This window comes from Frankia umida (assembly GCF_023242945.1).
GTDB lineage: Bacteria > Actinomycetota > Actinomycetes > Frankiales > Frankiaceae > Frankia > Frankia umida.
The window spans coordinates 32,939-51,888 of the sequence record NZ_JALKFT010000019.1 but is presented as its reverse complement, the minus strand read 5'-3'; the positions used below and the strand labels follow the sequence as shown (position 1 = coordinate 51,888).

At 72.4% G+C, this 18,950-nt stretch carries 13 protein-coding genes and 1 riboswitch; of the genes, 5 read left to right on the top strand and 8 right to left on the bottom strand.

From position 1 onward, the window contains the following. Window positions 1–10: 10 nt before the first annotated feature. The 7 genes from MXD59_RS17905 to MXD59_RS17875 form a co-directional block, all read right to left on the bottom strand. The gene (locus MXD59_RS17905) at window positions 11–811 is read right to left on the bottom strand and encodes a TenA family protein (protein WP_248825842.1); all 801 of its coding nucleotides are present in this window, start codon (window positions 809–811) and stop codon (window positions 11–13) included. Further along, a complete protein-coding gene (locus tag MXD59_RS17900; RefSeq protein WP_248825841.1) occupies window positions 808–1,824 on the bottom strand; it encodes an ABC transporter substrate-binding protein in 1,017 nt (338 codons plus the stop codon). The genes MXD59_RS17905 and MXD59_RS17900 overlap by 4 nt, the downstream gene beginning before the upstream one ends. Then, window positions 1,821–2,789 (bottom strand): ABC transporter permease, encoded by a 969-nt coding sequence (locus MXD59_RS17895; protein WP_248825840.1) that lies wholly within the window; start codon window positions 2,787–2,789, stop codon window positions 1,821–1,823. Before MXD59_RS17895 ends, MXD59_RS17900 begins: the two co-directional genes overlap by 4 nt. Next, window positions 2,786–3,766: an ABC transporter ATP-binding protein gene (locus MXD59_RS17890; protein WP_248825839.1), complete on the bottom strand. Its 981-nt coding sequence runs from the start codon at window positions 3,764–3,766 to the stop codon at window positions 2,786–2,788. The genes MXD59_RS17895 and MXD59_RS17890 overlap by 4 nt, the downstream gene beginning before the upstream one ends. Continuing rightward, a riboswitch (TPP riboswitch) is annotated at window positions 3,756–3,878 on the bottom strand. Its footprint overlaps the gene before it by 11 nt. Before the next feature lie 169 nt (window positions 3,879–4,047). Then, complete coding sequence (locus MXD59_RS17885; protein WP_248825838.1) at window positions 4,048–4,971, bottom strand: type IV toxin-antitoxin system AbiEi family antitoxin domain-containing protein; 924 nt, start codon at window positions 4,969–4,971, stop codon at window positions 4,048–4,050. 130 nt (window positions 4,972–5,101) lie between these two features. Further along, entirely contained in the window at window positions 5,102–7,537 is a 2,436-nt protein-coding gene (locus MXD59_RS17880) for a hypothetical protein (RefSeq protein WP_248825837.1), read from the bottom strand. Window positions 7,538–7,840: 303 nt separating this feature from the next. Then, window positions 7,841–11,089, bottom strand: a complete 3,249-nt coding sequence (locus MXD59_RS17875) for a helicase HerA domain-containing protein (protein WP_248825836.1) — start codon at window positions 11,087–11,089, stop codon at window positions 7,841–7,843. A 484-nt stretch (window positions 11,090–11,573) separates the two neighbouring features. On the opposite strand from MXD59_RS17875, the gene MXD59_RS17870 reads away from it, so the two are divergent. The 4 genes from MXD59_RS17870 to MXD59_RS17855 all read left to right on the top strand — a co-directional run bounded on the left by MXD59_RS17870 (window position 11,574) and on the right by MXD59_RS17855 (window position 15,856). After that, complete coding sequence (locus MXD59_RS17870) at window positions 11,574–12,356, top strand: hypothetical protein (protein ID WP_248825835.1); 783 nt, start codon at window positions 11,574–11,576, stop codon at window positions 12,354–12,356. Between the two features lie 114 nt (window positions 12,357–12,470). Continuing rightward, the gene (locus MXD59_RS17865) at window positions 12,471–12,980 is read left to right on the top strand and encodes a helix-turn-helix transcriptional regulator (protein ID WP_248825834.1); all 510 of its coding nucleotides are present in this window, start codon (window positions 12,471–12,473) and stop codon (window positions 12,978–12,980) included. 5 nt (window positions 12,981–12,985) lie between these two features. Beyond that, window positions 12,986–13,399, top strand: a complete 414-nt coding sequence (locus tag MXD59_RS17860) for a VOC family protein (RefSeq protein ID WP_248825833.1) — start codon at window positions 12,986–12,988, stop codon at window positions 13,397–13,399. Between the two features lie 51 nt (window positions 13,400–13,450). After that, complete coding sequence (locus MXD59_RS17855) at window positions 13,451–15,856, top strand: ATP-binding cassette domain-containing protein (RefSeq protein WP_248825832.1); 2,406 nt, start codon at window positions 13,451–13,453, stop codon at window positions 15,854–15,856. 73 nt (window positions 15,857–15,929) lie between these two features. Here the strand turns inward: MXD59_RS17855 and gnd are convergent, their stop codons facing one another. Continuing rightward, complete coding sequence (gene gnd / locus MXD59_RS17850; protein ID WP_248825831.1) at window positions 15,930–16,946, bottom strand: phosphogluconate dehydrogenase (NAD(+)-dependent, decarboxylating); 1,017 nt, start codon at window positions 16,944–16,946, stop codon at window positions 15,930–15,932. A gap of 474 nt (window positions 16,947–17,420) precedes the next feature. On the opposite strand from gnd, the gene MXD59_RS17845 reads away from it, so the two are divergent. Continuing rightward, entirely contained in the window at window positions 17,421–18,884 is a 1,464-nt protein-coding gene (locus MXD59_RS17845) for a dihydrolipoyl dehydrogenase family protein (protein ID WP_248825830.1), read from the top strand. Window positions 18,885–18,950 lie beyond the last annotated feature (66 nt).

The following is an 18,950-nucleotide window of genomic DNA, read 5'->3' as shown; positions in this document are numbered from 1 at the left end:
GGTGGTGTGGTCAGACCGGCCAGGTCTCACCGCGCCAGGCGGCGTCCCAGAACATCCACTCGTAGCGCGCGGTGACGACGAAATGGTCGGTGGCGCGTTCCCGCTCGGTCGGCGACGCCTGCGCGCCGACCCGATCGGTGAGCGCGATGACCCGGTCGGCCACCGTCTGGAAGGCCGGATCGCCGTAGGCGGCGATCCAACGGGCGTAGAGCGGATCCGGGGAGGACGCGGCGAGCAGTTCCGCGCCCACCCGGGCGTAGATCCAGTAGCAGGGCAGCACCGCGGCGAGACCTTCGAGGAACGACCCGCCGTACCCGGTGGCCAGCAGATAGCTGGTGTACGCCCGCGTCGTCGGCCCGACGACATCCCGCATCCCGGCCGCACCACCCCCGTCCTCGCGCCCGCCCCACGTCCCGTCTCCGTCTCCGTCGCCGTCGTCGGCCAGGGCCTGACGCAGGTCGGCGTGCATCGCCTGTTCGGCGGCGATGGCATCGGCGGCGTCGGTGGCCAGGGCGCGCACATCCGCTTCGGTCGGCGCCTTGGCCGCGCACACCGCCAACGCCCGTGCGTAGTCGCGCAGGTAATGGGTGTCCTGCACGATGAAGCGGCCGAACGCCGACCGGGGCAGGCTGCCGTCGGTGAGCCCGGTGAGGAACGGATGGCGCAGGATCGCCTGGTAGATCTCCCGCGTCGACGTCCACAGCTGCGCGGTGAACGACCCGGGCGTGGCGACGCCGGGCACGGCGGCGAAGCCACCGAGGTCGCAGGGCTGGCCCGCCGCGGGCGCCGGTAGGTGAACCGGCTCGCTCACCGGGCGGGCAGGTACTGGTTGGTGACGACGTCCGCGGCCGCGACCGTGGACGTGATCAGCTTCTCCGTGCGCATCCAGGTGATGAACGACGTCCAGTCGGCGACGTCCATCCGGCCGAAGCCATCCGGGTTGCGCAGCAGCGGCGCCGTTTCCTTGATCATGGTGGGCAGGAGCTTGGGGTCGTAGCCGTCGGCGGCGTCGCGCAGCGTCTCGCTCGCCTGCTCCGGATCGGCGAGCGCCTTCTCGTTGCCGGCGGCGGTCGCCCGCAGGAAGTCGCGCACGAGGGTGGCGTAGGCCGGGTCGCTGGCGAGTCGACTCCGCTTGGCGACGATCACGAGCTCGTCGTACTGCGGCACGCCGGCGTCGGTCACCGGGATGACCTTCGGTGCCAGGTTGCGGGCGGTGAGCGTGACACCCTCGACGTTGCGGTAGGCGCCGAGCGTCGCGTCGACCTTCTTCGAGATCATCGCCGGAAGCAGGTCGGCGCCGACGTCCACCCGGTGCAGCGACGCCGGATCGATCCTGTTCGCGCGGGCGATGGCATCCAGGAACGCCTCGTCGGTACTGAGCCCCGCGGTGCCGATCGTCTTGCCGGCGAGATCCGCGGCGCTGGTGATACCGGCCGACCCGATCGCCATGATCGAGTTGAGGGCGGTCGGGACGAGCGCGCCCACCGCCACCACGTCGAGCTTCTGCGCCGCCCCGATGATCACCTCGGGTTCGTAGGAGATGCCCAGGTCAACGGTGCCGGTGCTGACCAGCTTCAACGGATCGGACGGGTCGGACGGCGAGCGCAGCGTGACGTTGAGCCCGGCATCCCGGTAGTCACCGCCGTCCAGCGCCGCGTAGAGGGCCAGATGGTCCGGGTTGGGTTCCCAGTCGAGCAGCACCGTGGCTGCTCGCTGTGCGCCGCCCGCGTCATCGTCGGAACCACACGCCGTCGTGGCGGTGAGGACGACGGCGAGCAGTGCGGCCGCTGGGAGGGTCAGCCGGCGCAGGCGCGGCGAGATCATCGAACGTTCCCTTCTCGGGCCGAACAGACAGTGGTGCGGACCCCGTCGACCGGGGCGGCGGGAGGATTCCCAGCGCCGTCGGGACGGGCGGTGGCACGATCGCCGCCAGCGCGGCGCATGGCACGCGCGCGGCCCCCGCCCGCCCGGATTCCGTTCCCGCCCGGGCGGGTGCCGGCGGTGGCATGCGTGCTGGCGGGACGATGCCAGGGGACGAGCAGCCGCTGGGCCGCGCACACCAGGGCGAACAGCGCCACCGACATGGCGGTGAGCAGGACGATCGCCGCGAACACCAGGTCGGACTGCAACTGCGGCACACCCTGGCGCATCACATGACCAAGTCCGTCGGCGGCACCGGAGTACTCGCCGAACACCGCCCCGGTGGCCGCGTAGGCGGCGGCGAGCCGAAGCCCCGTGAACACCGAGGGCAGCGCCGCCGGGAACTCCACCCGGACGAAGATCGCCAGCCGGCCGCCGTGCAGCGTGCGCATCATCGCCACCAGCCGCGGATCGACCGAGGCGAGGCCGTCGAGCGTACCGACGACCACCGGGAAGAAACAGATCAACGCGACCAGGATCAGCTTCGGGGTGATCCCGTAGCCGAACACGATCGCGAGGATCGGCGCGATCACCACGATCGGGATCGTCTGCGAGCCGATCAGCAGCGGGTACAGCGCGCGCCGTGCCACAGCGGAGAAGTGCAGGGCGCAGCCGATGCCGAGCCCCGCGGCGAGCGACAGGGCGAATCCGGCGACGAGTTCCTTCGCCGTCACCCAGGTGGCGCTTGCCAGGGTGTCGTTCCAGCGGCGCACCAGCGTCGAGGCGACCTGGTCCGGTGCGGGCAGGATGTACTCCTCGACCCGCAGCACCCGGGTGACGAAGTCCCAGCAGCCCAGCACCACCAGGCCGACCACGACACCGGGCCACAGCGCCCGCGTCGAGCGGCCGCTGTCCGACCGGCCGCTCATCGCACGGATTCCGGTGTCGCCACGCCGCCCCGGAAGCGCGGTGCGTCCCGGTCCGGCCCCTCCGGCTCGCGGGCCCGCTCCAGGCTGGCAAGAACGGCATCCCGCAGGGCGATGAACCGGGGGTCGGCCAGGCGTGCCCGCCGCACCGAACCCGCGGTGTGGCCGTTCCCGGCGCCGACGGTTGGGGTGGCGACGACTGGGCTGCCGGCGGTGGGGCCGCTGTCGAAGGTGGGCACGTCGAAGGTCGAGACGATCCGGCCGGGGCGGGCGGACATCACCGCGACCCGGTCGCACAGCAGCAGCGCCTCCTCGACGTCATGGGTGACGAGCAGGACCGTGCGCGGCTCGCCGACGAGCGTCGAACGCAGCCAGTCCTGCAGGTCGGCACGGGTGATCGCGTCGAGCGCGCCGAACGGTTCGTCGAGCAGCAGCACCGGTTTGCCGGCGGCGAGCGTCCGCAGGAACGACACCCGCTGGCGCATCCCCCCGGACAGCGCGGCCGGTCGATGCCCGGCGAAGTCGGCGAGACCGAACCGCTCCAGCAGCGGCCAGACCTCCCGCGACGCCTCCTCGCGGCCACGGCCCTGGTTCTCCAGCGGGATGCGGGCGTTGGCCAGGACGCTGCGCCACGGCAGCAGCAGATCCTGCTGCGGCATCCACGCGCAGTGGGCGAGGCGGCCCGGCGCCGCGGTGGCACCGAGCACACTGATCCGCCCGGCGTCCGGCTCGTCCAACCCGCAGACGATCGACAGCAACGTCGACTTGCCGCACCCGCTTGGCCCGACGATCCCGAGGCGGCTGCCGGGCTCGACGCGCAGATCGACATCGGCGACGGCGAGGGTGTCACCGAAACCGCGGCGGATGCCGGCCAGCTCGATACCCGGATCGGACGGCGGTACCAGATCGGACGGTGATACCGGGTCGGGCGGTGCGCTGCTCGGGCGTGCTTCGGCTGTGCGGCGGCGGCGCCCGACCACGATGACTCCCTACGCCGGCATTACCCGGACAGGTTCAGGCGGTCGGCGGCGCCGGGCTGATGCCCAGCCGCCCTCTCAGCCTCCTCGGGTGGAAGCTCCCGCATTGTTCGCCCAAAAGTACGGCACGTTCAGTCCTTCGCCAACCCCACGGCCCCGATCGCCCACCGTGACCTGCATCGCCGTCGCCCATCGGGTCCTGGCGTCGGCGTGGCGAGCCGGAACCCGATGGGCGGGCGGGCACGGGTGAGGCGACTACCAGGCCGGAGCCCGGCCCGGGCGGCTCATGAGGCCAGCGCGGCGTCCTGGGCGGGGAGGGTCGACACCCATCCCCGCCTGCGCAACGCCCCGGTGACGAACGTGACGGCCTGTTCCGGTGTCTCCCGCAGCATCCGCGTGGGCAGGCGGACGACGAGGTGACCCGCACTGTCATCGACGGTGCAGGGCGGACCGAGGATGGGCACGACCTCGGCCTGGACCGGCCACGGGTCGAAGCAGACGCGCAGCTGCGAGGTCGGCTCGTCGGGCGGGCCGTCGGTCAGGTAGCGGGCGACCGGCAGCCGGTGGTGCTGTTCGAGGCGGCGGAACATCGCCTCGGCCAGCCGGGGCGCGTCGACCTCAAGCGCGTCGAGCGTCTCGGCGATCAGGGTCCGGCGCGTGATGGGGCCACGCCGGGCCAGCGCGTCCCGTAGCCCGCGCAGCGTCACCACCTCCTGGGACACCGCGGCGCCGAGGATCGACACCGCCGCGGCCTGGGAGGGAGCCCACTCGACCATGTCGATGACGGATCGGCTGGGCCTGGTGCGACGGGGCAGCCGCCAGCCGTCGAGATCGGCCTGCTCGAGGCGGGCGCTGTGCCGCACGACGATGCCCGGGGGTGCCGTGATGCGGCGGGCGGTGGGCACCAGGATGGTCACCGGTTCGTCGGCGTGGCCGGCCAGCCCGGCGAGCGAAGCCGCCGCGGCGCCGGCCAGCACGCCGTCGCGGCCGACGGCTTCCATCGCCGCCCACAGGCGCTGCATGTCGCCCACCGCGGTCAGCTCGGTGATCAGCACACCGCGGTAGGGCTGTCGCCAGCGCCCGTCGGCGACGTGCTGGCGGATCTCGGTTCGGGGGACACCGGCGGCGACCGCATCGCGGACTGTGATCACGCCGGCCTGGATGGTGGCGATCTCCTGCCAGGAGAGTCGGCCAGGGTTATGGGCCATGAGTCGACAATGATGGTTGTTCTGGTGTTGATCCAGGGTCTTCTTTTGACTGTGGATAATTTGGCGGCTGGCAAGCCGGGTTCAGCGGCGCTCTGGGTGCAGGTCGAGCTGGGTTCAGGGCGAGCTGGGTTCAGGTCGGTGTGCGTGGTGGGTTGATCCGTCGCCGGCCACGGCGCAGTGGTCGCTCGCCGCTGTCATCGGCGGGCCGGGTGACCGGTGCCGCCGAGGGGCCCGGTGGTTCTGGTGGTATCCCGCCGGTCGCTGCCCGCCCGCCAGCAGGGCGCGGCTGGGAGATCAGCGGCGAGGTTTCCGGCACCCAGCCGGACGCACCCAAGGTCGCACGCGACGTCACGTCGATGTCGCGTCGTGGAGTGGCCGGCTGGACGGCGAAGTCCGTCGCTCGCGGTGTGAGCAGCTCGGGAGGTACCGGTACGGAGCCGGCCGAGGACCATCCACCCGCTGTCGGCCAGGCCGTGGACTCGACCGCTCGCGCAGGCTCCGCCGGTCGCGCCGCCGGCGCGCCCGGACGTTCGACGGCTGGCGGCCCGGCCGGAGCTGGTGCGGCGGCGAACGCGACGGCGCCACCCTGGGCGACCGTGACGGGCACCGCGGGGCCCGTCGCCGGGTCGGGAGAGACCCCGGGCAGCAACACCATGCCGGGGTTGCAGTCGCCCATGGCGACCCGTCCTGGTCCGTCCACCGCACTGACCAGCAGGAAGGCCGTGGTGGGCAGGGTCTGCACGGTGGTCGGTTCGACCAGGAACTCGTAGACCCGTGCGGAGGTCTCACCGTCGGTCGTCGAGTCGCTGACCGACGTGTTCACGGTGCGCTGCCAGGTGCGTGAACGCGAGGTCGTCACCGATTCCTGCCAGCCGGTGTTCGTCGAGGAGTTCTGCAACCAGGGCAGCAGCCGGGTGCCGTCGTAGGTTCTGGCGGAACCACCGCTGGTCCCGGTGGTGTCGGAGGTGCCGTCCTGGGTGCCGACGCTGTCGCTGTCGCCGGCGGTGAAGCTTCGGCCGACCTGCGCGGTCACCTGCGACAGGACGAACCGGTGGCCGCGGCCGATGAACTCCGCCGCGGTGGTCGCGTCCTTGCCGTTGCCGAGCCGCATGATGATCGTGGAGGCGCCCTGGCTGCCAAGCAGGCGCTCGGTGTCGTCAGCGAGCCGTTCGAACAACAGCACCAGACGCGTGCCGGCTGTCTCGGCCTGCCGGGCAAGCGCCGTCAGTACCGGGCGCCCGAGACCGTCCGCACCGGCGACCACCACGAGGTCGTGCCCCGCCACAGGAAGCTGGATCCGCCGACGAAGCTGCCGGAGCAGGGCCTGCACGACGAGACGATCGGCCAGTTCCTTGTGGGCGATCGCCGTGGTCCGGCTCGAGGTCGCGATCACCCGTAACCCACGCACCGGCCACCACGTCGACAGCGCACGTCCCCCAGCCAGGTGCGCCGGCCCCGCACCGAGGGCGCCGGTTCCCGCCACGTCCCAGGCCCTGGGGTCCGTGGCGCCGGCTGGCGCGGGCGGGCACAGCGCCCGCAGCGAGGAACGCAGGTAGCGCAGCTCGTCGGGGATGCGCTCGCCGCGTCCGAAGGCGTTCATGCGCCCGACCAGCTCCATGGCCTGCGCGGGGGAGATCGCGGTCGTGCGCGTGCCGTCCTCGAGCCCCTCGAGCACCCGCAGGCCCTCGGCGAGACGGCTGAACGTCAGGTCCTGCCCGAGCACCTCGGTGACCGCGCTGATCAGATCGGCGTGCAGCGCCCGACGGTGCGGATCCGGTTCACGTGTTCCCGTCGGCTCGAAGGCGTCCGCCACGAGCTCGCCCGCCTCACGCGGCCCCAGACCGGCGAGCAGCCGCACCTCGTCGAGCTGGCCGGGCAGGTCCCACGACTCGACGGGGCACCGGACCTCACCGGCGAGTCGGGCCAGACCACCGCCCACCGTCCGTTCGCTGAGGTCGACCAGCAGCACACCGGTCCCGCTGGCCAGCAGGGACGCGCCAGCCGTGGCCAACAGGCTGGCCCAGCCGTCGCCGTCGCCACCGAACACGTCCACACGCGGAGTCGAAGCCGGCGCGGTGATCGGATGGAAGGCGCTGCTGGCCGCCCGCCGCCGCCGCTCGGTCTGATCATGGGCCGAGACCGCGGCCTGCCATGCCGCGGTCGCCCTGTCGTGTGCGGCCCGCGCCCTGGCCGTGATCGTCGCGGTGCGCCTGCGTGCCCGGACGAGCCGTAGCTGATGCACCAGGACCGGTAGTCCGGTCAGGATGGCAAGGCCGAATCCGGCCGGTACGAAGAGGATCCCGCCGTCGTGGGCGAGCAGGACGCCGAACGCGACGAACGCGACGGGCAGGAGCATTCTGACCCAGAGCAGCCGCAGCGCCCGGCCGCGCCGGTCGGAGATCGCCCGCAGATCGGGCAGCCTCGGCGGTGTGAACACCGGTCGCTGTTCGGCGACCGGGCTCGGTGTGGGCGGGCCGCCATCGACGAACTCCCAGCCCCAGCGTTCTGCCGGCACGAACAGGCCCCGTGCCAGCGTCGCCTGCGCCGCCAGTGTCGCCCTCTCCATCCTCGTCCCCCGACCTGACTGACCGACTGGCTCTCTGTCACCCGGCTGTCACCCGGCGCCCGGGTCCCTGCCCCGCGCCGCCACGTCGAGCGAGCATCGCCCGGTGGCGTCCGCCGTGCGAGGGCGGCCGAGATCGGGTACCTGGCGTCGTGTGTTGGTCTCTCCCCGTTGATAGTATGGCGCGTAGTGTCCGTTCTGTCGCGTTCCGCCGACCGCGTGCGGGGCGGTGGTCGGCGCGCGTGACGACGTCGTCGTCGTCGGGTGTGCGCCAGTGTGGTCGTCCTGGCCTGGCCGCCTGGAGAATCACGGGCTGTCGGCGTGGAGAAGGTTGGCGATCTGGTCGACGAGGTCCGCCAGATGGGGGCCGTCGCACGCTCGGCGCACAGCGCGGAGAACGGCGGGTTGGTCCGTCCCGCCACCGATCTTCCGGACCGCCTCGAGCAGGCCGCTGCCGGTGGTGTCGCCGAGGCAGACCTGGTCCGCTCCCTGGGTGTAGACAGTGCTCGTCCGAAGCCAGGAGAGCTGCTCGCCGAGGGTGTCGCCGGTGATGTCCAGGCCGCGGTCGTACCAGGCGTCCGTGAGCGGGTGCGGGGGCGCGTTCTCACCGTCTCGGCCCACCGCCTCACCGAGCGCCACGCGGATGTCCTGCCATCGGTACACCCCGGCGGTGAGCCGCCGCGAGTCGGTCCCGTCCCGGTCGCCGGTATCGGCCGGGCCGGCCAGCCGCCGGCGGAGGGTGGCGTGCAGCGCGTCGGCGAACTCGTCGGGGTCGACGAAGGGCGCCAGCAGCGTGGCACGAGCCGCGACCGCCCGGTCGACGGCGTGCGCGAGCAGGCAGTCGAGGTGGCGTGGCCGCGCCGCCTCGAGCTGCGCCCGCAGCGCCGCGGACGGGCCGAACGGGTCCTCCCGAAGCAGATGGGCGAATCCCATCACCTGGTGCGCGGCGAGCGCCTCCACCCACAGCACCACGAGAGGGTCGTTCGCGGCGAGGGCCGCGGTCTCGGTCTCCCCGAGATCGCAGGGGCGCTCGGTGCGGCACACCGGTCCGCAGCGGGGGCTGCGTCGTGCCGCCAGCGGGACGCTGACATGGCGGGCCTGCCGGGTCGACTCCCGCGCGTCGCCCGCGGTCATCCGGGCGAGCACGGGGCGGTCCATGCCGTCCACGCTGACGGCCGCGACGCCGGCTGGCAGCGCCACCACGACTTCGGACTGTTCCGGGCGCAGGTTCATCGTCGCCCCGACGGCCTCGCGGTCGTCGGCGGCCGGCAGGCGGTGCATCACCTTCAGCGCGGTGTTCTTGATGACATCCGGCAGGATCTTCGCCGGGATCTGCTCGACGACCACCAGACCTTCGCCGTAGGCGCGGATCTCCGCGAGCAGCGAGGCGAACAGTTCGACGGCGGCCGCCGCCGGACCGTCGGTGACGTTCTTCAGCAGCCGGTGCGCCTCCTCGACGACGAGGACGTGGCGCAGTCCGCCGGCACCGGTGGCCCCGTACCGCACCCGCAGGTGTTCGACAACGCGAATCAGCACGGCTCCGAGCAGGAAGGCCTTGTCCTGGTCGCTGGTGATGTCCTCGAGTTCGAAGACCACGTTGCGGGTGAGCAGGGCGCCGATGTCGAGTGGATGGCCACCCTCGAAGAAACGGCCCGGGCTGCCCTGGCGCAGGCTGCCGATACGTACGTCGACGAAGCCGCGGACGTCCGCGGTGACCTCCGCGCCGTAGCCGATGTTCTCCACGGTCCGGGTGGCGGTTCGTTGCAGATCGCCGAGGGTGGGGTAACGCCGGCGCGCGTCGACGAGCGGGTCGGCGCGCGGCCCGCGAACGTGCAGACGCGGGCGGTGCGCGGGTTCGGGCCGGTCCAGGACGAGATTCCAACCCAGATCGACATAGCAGGCGGTCAACGCGCGGGCGAGGACCTGGGGAAACGGCTCGTGCGCCTCGAAAGCGGCCAGGAACAACGCTCGAACAAGGTCAAGGTGGCTCTGCAGCGGGAACCCGGCCTCGGGTTCCAGGGGATTGAGCGAGGCGGGTGGCGCGTCCAGCCGGCCCGGCCGGATGACCAGCACCTCGCCGCGTCCACCGCCGCCGGGATGCGCGGGGTCGGTCAGGTCGGCGAGGCGCCCGGCCATCCGCGCGTACTCCGCCTTCGCCGGTTCCAGCACCAGCCAGGGAATGGCGTCCGGCATGCGGGTCAGCGATTCGAGCAGACCACGCACGGTCTGCGACTTCCCCGAGCCGGTGGCGCCGCAGACGAACGCATGCCGGTTCAGCGTCGCCCGGGTGACACTGAGCGTTCCCGCCGGCGACCAGCCGGCGTCGAGGACGTCCCCGAGACGCACCGCGCCCGGCGACCCGGTCGGATCGGCCGGACCGGTGCGGTTCGGGCCCTCCGGGGTGACGTCGAACGTGTGCGGGGTGACCAGGGTGATACCGGGCAGTTCGCGGGCGGGCGGGCGGGCGAGCGCGGCGAGCAGTTCGGCGCCGGCGCGGAAGGGGCTGCGCGCGGACGCCGGCGATCCGGGCGGGGTGCGCGCGGCCAGGGCACCCGCCAGTGAACTCACCGGGCCCAGCGGGCGCAACGTGTAGGGCAGGTCGTCAAGGTCGCTGGCGCCGCCCAGCAGGGCGGCCACCGAGAACGCGCTGGCCCGGCTGGCCGCGCCGACGAGGATCTCGACGTCCCACATGCCGCTGGCGGCCGCCCGGCCGAGTTCCCGATGCCGGTTCTCGGCCCGTTCGAGGTCGAGCCGCGCGCCCTGGTCGTGCTCGCGCATGCGCAGCGCCGGGATGCTCCGGGTGAGGGCGTCCCGTTCGGCCTCGAGGTGTTCCGGCGGGACCGGCCAGGCGACCACCAGCCAGGCGAACGGCCCGGACAGGTGTGCGGCGTAGTCATCGAACGAACCGCGGCGCGGCCCGCCACCGCCACCGCCGCCGGCCGCGTTACCGCCACCCGGTTGACCGCTGGAACCGTTCGCCCACAGCGCGTCGGGTGCGCCGGCGCACCGCAGCCAGTACGGAAGGCGCGCCAGGTTGGCCGCGACCGTCTCGGACGGGACCGGCCGCGCGGTGGCGCCCGGCGGATAGAGCATCGGGACGGGATCGCTGTGCTGGTCCGGGCGCCGGGACGCCGACTGCGGCTCCCCCGACCGATGTACACCGGGTGGGGGAGAACCGGGCGGCGGTGGGAGCCGCGGCAGTCGGTGACCGGGCCACGCGCCCTCGAGGAGGCCGCGCGGCGGATCGTCCGGGTGCTGCTCGGGGCCCGTCGGTGCGGGGGGCGACGCGAGGACGGCGGCTGTGAGGGCGGCGGTGTCCGGGGGGAAGTACGGTCGGCCGCCGGCGAGGACCTGGATGTGGGTCTCGCCCGGACCGCGCAGCCACGCGAGGGCGAGTCCCGTCCCGGACCGACCCTCGCCCTCGAGCGCGATCAGCTCGGCATGGGCGCCGACCAGGGCCGCGAACAGGGCGGATGGGACGGGATCGGGCCCGGCGCCCGGGTCCGGGCGGCGCGGGGCGCTGAGGATGCGATGGAACTGGAATCCGTCGAGCACGGTCGTCGAGCCTGCTTCGCTGAGAGCCCCAGGGCGGCAGCCGCCCGAGTACGGATGCGGTGCGTCGCCGTCATTGTTCCATTCGTCGCGTCTCGGCGTGGTTTGACGCTCTCCTCGCGTGAGGGAGATGTTTCCTTGCGTGATCGAAAGAGCACGGACAGGGATGTGCTCTGCAGTGTCGGTCGAGATGTCGCAGGAGGTCGCGTGACCCGCGAATGTGGGCCGTCTGGACGGGGGCGGAGCCCGGGACCACCCCGAGGCCGCGAAAGCGCTGAACGTATCGTCGGAAGTGGTGCGGGTGAGTCGCACCTGCGCGGCGGGGGGAAGATCGCCGTGGGCGACCGGGCATGGTCCTCTCGCTGGACCTGCCGCCGCGTAACGCCGCCCAGAGCAGGATGGCGCCCGCCCAGGGCGTGGCCCGGGAACCGGAGACATGGCTGATCACCGCAGGGCGGGGCGTGCCGCGCGATCGAGCGCGCGGGCCGTGCGCGGCCGACCGTCCGTCCTCATCCTGGCGGCCATCGGCACGGCCCTCGTCGTCGGTGCCGCGGGCGTCCTGAACCTTGACGATTCCGCGGACGGCTCCACCCGGCCCACGTCGGCGTCGGCGCGGCCGATGGGTCCGAACGGGGCGGCGACACCCGGCCCCGGGACCGTCGTCGGCCACGACGGGGCGATCCCGGGCATCGGCTCGGTGATGATGGCCAAGGTGCCCCGAGCGGCACGTCAGGCCATCGTGGTCACCGGGATCGATCGTGACGCGAACATCAACAGCGTCATGCTGTGGCAGCGAGCTGGCACGCGGTCTCCCTGGGTTTCCTTCGGTGCGCCGATGACCGGGCGCAACGGGGCCAACGGGTGGACCGGCGCCCATCACGAGGGCGACCTGCGCAGCCCGATCGGCGTGTTCAGCCTGACGGCGGCCGGTGGTCGGCTCCCGGACCCCGGTTCGGCGCTGCCCTACGAATACCAGCCGTCCTTTTACCAGACCGCGGCACCGCAGGGCGAGCCACTCGCGGACGCGTTCAACTACGTCGTCGCGATCGACTACAACCGGGTCCCCGGACGCCCGCCCTCGGACCCGAGTCGTCCACTCGGCGACCAGGTGGGTGGGGACATCTGGCTGCACGTCGACCATCAGGCGCCGACTCGCGGCTGCGTCGCGCTCACCCAGGACACGCTGGTCTCGGTCATGCGCTGGCTGTCACCCCAGGCCCATCCCATGATCATTATGGGTGATGTGGCCGATCTCAGCGCCGACGTGTAGCCGCGCTGGTCCGCGGCGGGAGCGTCGGAAACTGTCGGACCCCCGTGGCACGATGACCGCCATGAGACGACCGCCGGAGCTGGGGTGACCGCCGGAGTTGGGGTGACCGCCGCCGTGAGCGGCCGACGCGCGCGGGAACTCCAGCTGCGCGAGCTCGTGCTGCTGCGCCGGGTCCGTGACCGGATCGACCGGGAGTACACCCGCCCGCTCGACGTCGAGGCGCTGGCCCGCGGCGTGCACATGTCCGCAGGGCACCTGAGCCGGCAGTTTCGCCTCGCCTACGGTGAGCCGCCCTACTCCTATCTGATGACCCGCCGGATCGAGCGGGCCATGGCGCTGCTGCGTCGCGGCGATCTGAGCGTCACCGACGTCTGCTTCGCGGTCGGCTGCTCGTCGCTGGGCAGTTTCAGCAGCCGTTTCACCGATCTTGTCGGGATGACGCCGACCGCCTACCGGCGCGCGGCCGCGCGTTCGACCCAGGGGCTGCCGGCCTGTGTGGCGAGGCAGGTGAGCAGGCCGGTCCGCATCCCGGCGGGCAGGTCGGTGCGCAGTCGACCACCAGAGGTGACCGACGATCCGGTCAGAAATGGAGAAGCGCAGGTCACAGAGCCGCAGCTAGCCTGACCGTCATGAGCGGCATCACCATTCACAGCAGCTTTCTCCCGCATCGCGACCCGGAGGCGTCGTTGACCTTCTACCGGGACATCCTCGGCTTCGAGGTCCGGGGCGACGTCGGGCACGCCACGATGCGCTGGATCACGGTCGGCCCGGTCGACCAGCCCGGGACGTCCATCGTGCTGGCCCCGCCGGCGGCCGATCCCGGGGTGACCGAGGACGAGCGGCGCACCATCGCCGAGATGATGGCCAAGGGAACCTACGCCATGATCCTGCTGGCCACCGCGGACCTGGACGGCGTCTTCGACCGGTTGCAGGCCAGCGAGACCGAGATCGTCCAGGAGCCGACCGAGCAGCCCTACGGCGTCCGGGACTGCGCGGTGCGCGATCCCGCCGGCACTCTGATCCGCCTCCAACAGATCCGCTAACTCACCTCGGCAGGGCCATGGCCAGGTGCGCCATGGCCGAGATGGGACACGATGAGCACGTCCACGTCCACGTCCGTGGCGTCCACGCCCGTGGGGCCCGTGGTGGCCGACCGGCATGATCTGATCCGGGTGCACGGCGCCCGGGAGAACAACCTGCGCGACATCAGTGTCGAACTGCCCAAGCGGCGGCTCACGGTGTTCACGGGGGTGTCCGGGTCGGGCAAGAGCTCGCTCGTGTTCGCCACGATCGCCGCCGAGTCGCAGCGTCTGATCAACGAGACGTACAGCGCGTTCGTCCAGGGGTTCATGCCGACGTTGTCGCGCCCGGACGTCGACGTCCTCGACGGGCTGACCACCGTGATCACCGTCGACCAGCAGCGGCTGGGCGCCGACCCACGCTCCACCGTCGGGACCGTCACCGACGCGAACGCGATGCTGCGGATTCTGTTCAGCCGGCTCGGGCAGCCCCACATCGGCCCGCCGGGGGCGTTCTCGTTCAACGTGCCGTCCGTGCGGGCCAGCGGCGCGATCACGGTCGCACGGGGCAGCGAGGCGAAGGCCGTCCGCACGACGTTCACCCGCACCGGCGGCATGTGCCCGCGGTGCGAGGGCCGCGGCAACGTGTCCGACCTGGACCTGGCCGCCCTCTACGACGACACGAGGTCGCTGAACGAGGGTGCCATCACGATCCCCGGCTACAGCATGGACGGCTGGTTCGGTCGGATCTTCAACGGCTGCGGCTTCTTCGATCCGGACAAGCCGATTCGCGGGTTCACCAAACGGGAGCTGCACGACCTCCTGCACAGGGAACCCACCAAGATCAAGGTGGACGGGATCAACCTCACCTACGAGGGGCTGATCCCGAAGATCCGCAAGTCGATGCTGGCCAAGGACCGTGAGGCCATGCAGCCCCACATCCGGGCGTTCGTCGACCGGGCGGTCACCTTCACCACCTGCCCGGACTGCGACGGCACCCGGCTGGCCGAGGCGACCCGATCCTCGAAGATCCGTGGGATCTCCATCGCCGACGCCTGCGCGATGCAGATCAGCGACCTCGCCGGCTGGCTCGAGGGCATCGACGAGCCGTCGGTCGCGCCGCTGGTCGCGTCCCTGCGCCACGCCCTGGGCTCGTTCGTGGAGATCGGCCTGGGGTACCTGAGCCTGGACCGGCCCTCGGGCACGCTGTCCGGCGGTGAGGCGCAGCGGGTCAAGATGGTGCGCCACCTCGGCTCGTCGCTCACCGACATCACCTACGTCTTCGACGAGCCCACCACCGGGCTGCACCCGCACGACATCGCCCGGATGAACGATCTGCTGCTGCGCCTGCGGGACAAGGGCAACACGGTGCTCGTCGTCGAGCACAAACCCGAGACGATCGCCATCGCGGACCACATCGTCGATCTCGGCCCCGGCGCCGGCTCCGACGGCGGCACGGTCTGCTTCGAGGGCACCGTCGACGGGCTGCGGGCCGCCGGTACCGTCACCGGCCGGCACGTCGACGACCGCGCCACCCTGCGGGAGACGGTGCGCACGCCGAAGGGGCAGCTGCGGATCCGCGGCGCCACCACCCACAACCTGCGCGATGTCGACGTCGACATCCCGCTGGGCGTCCTGGTCGTCATCACCGGGGTGGCAGGGTCGGGCAAGAGCTCGCTCGTGCACGGCTCCATCCCGGCGTCCGCCGGGGTCGTCTCGGTGGACCAGAGCGCCATCCGTGGTTCCCGGCGCAGCAACCCCGCCACCTACACCGGTCTGCTCGACCCGATCCGCAAGGCCTTCGCGAAGGCCAACGGGGTGAAACCCGCCCTGTTCAGCGCCAACTCCGAGGGTGCCTGTCCGACCTGCAACGGCGCCGGTGTCATCTACACCGATCTGGCGATGATGGCGGGTGTCGCCTCGACCTGCGAGGACTGCGAGGGCCGCCGGTTCGACGCGTCGGTGCTCGAGTACCACCTGGGCGGTCGGGACATCAGCGAGGTGCTGGCGATGTCAGCCGCCGAGGCCGCCGCGTTCTTCGGCGCGTCCGGTCCCGCCGACGCCCGCACCCCGGCGGCCCGGGTCATTCTCGACCGGCTCGTCGACGTCGGCCTCGGGTACCTGCGGATCGGCCAGCCGCTGACGACCCTGTCCGGCGGTGAGCGTCAGCGGCTGCGTCTGGCCACCCACCTGGGCGAACGCGGCGGCGTCTACGTCCTGGACGAGCCGACCACCGGCCTGCACCTGGCCGATGTCGCGCAGCTGCTCGCCCTGCTCGACCGGCTCGTCGACGCCGGCAAGTCGGTGATCGTCGTCGAGCATCACCAGGCCGTCATGGCCCACGCCGACTGGATCATCGATCTCGGTCCCGGCGCGGGCCATGACGGCGGCCGGATCGTCTTCGAAGGGACGCCCGCCGACCTCGTCGCAGCCCGGACGACGCTGACCGCCCAACACCTCGCCGCCTACATCGACGCCTGACCGGCCAGCCGCCAGCGGTCAGCGGTCAGCGGTCAGCGGTCAGCGGTGAGGCGTCAGCGGTCGGCCGTCCGGGTCAGGACTTGTGCTGTTCGGCGTGACCACCGAACTGCTTGCGCATCGCGGACAGGAGCTTGTCGGCGAACAGGCCCTCGCCGCGGGAGCTGAAGCGCTCGTAGAGCGAGGCGGTCAGCACGTGGGCGGGCACGCCCTCGTCGACGGCGGCGAGCACCGTCCAGCGGCCTTCGCCGGAGTCGGAGACCCGGCCGGAGAACTCGGTGAGTTCCGGGTCCTCGACGAGGGCGGTGGCGGTGAGGTCGAGCAGCCACGAGGCCACGACGCTGCCGCGCCGCCAGACCTCGGAGATCGCGGCGGTGTCCAGGTCGTACTGGTAGTACTCCGGGTTCGCCAGTGGTGTGGTCTCGGCGTTGTGCTCGGCGATCTCGTGGCCGATGTTGGCCTTGTCGAGGATGGCGAGGCCCTCGGCGAACGCGGCCATCATGCCGTACTCGATGCCGTTGTGGACCATCTTGACGAAGTGGCCGGCGCCGGCGGGGCCGCAGTGCAGGTAGCCCTTCTCCGGCTGGGTCGGCTCGCCGGTACGGCCGGGGGTGCGCGGCACGTCGCCGACGCCGGGGGCGATCGTCTCGAACAGCGGCTCGAGTCCGGCGACGACGTCGGTCTCACCGCCGATCATCAGACAGAAGCCGCGCTCGAGGCCGAACACGCCGCCGGAGGTGCCGACGTCCACGTAGTGCAGGCCGCGCCCGGCGAGCTCCTTCGCCCGGTGGATGTCGTCGCGGTAGTAGGAGTTGCCACCGTCGATGATGATGTCACCGGGGGTGAACAGTTCGGCCACCTTGGCCACGGTCTCGCCGGTCAGGCCCGCCGGCACCATGATCCACGCGGCGCGTGGTGGGCGCAGGGCCTCGGCGAACTCGGCGAGGGTCCGGGCCCCCGTGGCGCCTTCGGCCTCGAGGGCCTTGATGGCGTCGGCGTTCACGTCGTAGACCACGCATTCGTGGCCGTCGCGGATCAGGCGGCGCACCAGGTTCGCACCCATTCGGCCGAGTCCGACCATCCCGAGCTGCATCTCGTCTCCCCGCTCGTCTCGTTCTCGGTGGTCCGGTCCCGATGACACGCCATGGCGTGCGGTCCCGTCGACGGGGATCGCGACGACATGGGGCAACCGGACCGGACCGTGCTTCGGCTTGTCTTGCCATTGTTCCCTTGACACCGCGGGTCTCCCGATCGCGGTCGGCGTGGCGTCCGATCGGGCGGAGTGCTTCTCGTCACCGTCGCACCTTTCGTACCGCTCCCATCGCCGGTGGGCCGGCCCCGCCTCGCCGCCGGGCCTCGCCGTTCACGGATCAGCATGGTCGGCCCGCGTACGGTACGGACCCGACCGTGCCAGAGCACGCGGCCGAGACGGGGGTAGCGGCCGCGGCGAGGGTGGTAGCCGTGTCGAATGGTCACGGCCAGGTGGCCATGGTCATCCTGGCGGGACGAGGTAACGGCCGGACGTCGGCTGGATGGACGTCGGCCGACGGCAGCCTGGGAGGCGCCCATGGACGGGACCAGCACTGACGGCGCGGGTGTGGACGTGATCGTGCTCGGCGCCGGGCCGGCGGGGGAGAACGTCGCGGGACGGTGCGCGCGGGCGGGGCTCGCGGTGGCGATCGTCGAGCGGGAACTCGTCGGCGGCGAGTGCAGCTACTGGGGGTGCATCCCCAGCAAGACCCTGCTGCGCCCGGGGGAGGTGCTCGCGGCGGCCCGTCGGGTACCGGGTGCGGCCGCGGCGGTCACCGGGCGGCTGGATGTGGCGGCCGTCCTCGCCCGCCGCGACGAGCTGGTGGGCGACTACCACGACGACGGCCAGGTTCCGTGGCTGACCGAGCGCGGCGTCGAACTGGTGCGGGGCACGGGCCGCCTGACCGGCCGGCCACGTGAGGTGCGGGTGTTCCTGGCCGACGGCGGGCAACGGCTGCTGGTGGCGTCGCGGGCGGTGGTGCTGGCCACGGGAACGCGGGCGACGATCCCGCCGGTGCCGGGGCTGGCGGAGGCCGAACCGTGGGACAACCGGTCGGCGACCGGCGCCCGGCATGTGCCGCGCAGCCTGGTCGTCCTCGGTGGCGGGGCGGTCGGAGCCGAGCTGGCGCAGGCGTTTCGACGGCTGGGCGGCGAGTCGGTCACCGTCGTGGAGGGAGCGCCGCGGCTGCTGGCCCGCGAGGAGGAGTTCGTCGGCGACGAGGTACGGGCGGCGTTCGAGGCCGAGGGCATCACCGTGCTGGTCGACACCCGCGCGACGGCGGTGCACCGCCCGCCGGCACACCGGGCCGACCAGCGCCGTCCGCAGGTGTCCGTCCAGGTCACCGGTCCGGCGGGGGTGGTACGGGAACTGGTCGCGGACGAGATCCTGGTGGCGGCGGGGCGCACCCCGGCGACGGACGACCTCGGCCTCGAGACGATCGGGTCGCGTCCCGGCGGGTTCGTCGAGGTGGACGAGCACCTGCGGGCCCGGGCGGTCCCGCAGGGGTGGCTGTACGCCGTCGGCGACGTCTGCGGCCGGGCGTTGCTCACCCATATGGGCAAGTACCAGGCCCGCATCGCCGCGGACGTCATCGTCGGACGCCACGACAGCGCGGGACGGCCCGCCCGCGACCATGCCGACGGGCGGGCGGTGCCACGGGTGACCTTCACCGACCCGCAGGTGGCGGCGGTGGGACTGACCGAACGGGCGGCGCGCGAGGCGGGGCTCGCGGTGCGGGCGGTTCGTGTCCCGACCGGCGGGGTGGCGGGCGCGTCGGTGCGGGGAACGGGTGCGGTCGGCACGTCGATGCTGGTCATCGAGGAGGACCGACGGGTGGTGGTCGGGGCGACGTTCACCGGCGCCGACACCCAGGAACTGCTGCACGCGGCAACCGTCGCCATTGTCGGCGAGGTGTCACTGGATCGGCTCTGGCACGCGGTGCCGGCATTTCCGACGGTCAGCGAGGTGTGGCTGGGACTTCTGGAGGAATACGGCCTCTGACGCGACCACGGGACCCACCCGCGCCGCCCGGACATGGCCCGAAAGCGACGCGGGTGTGAGCCCCGT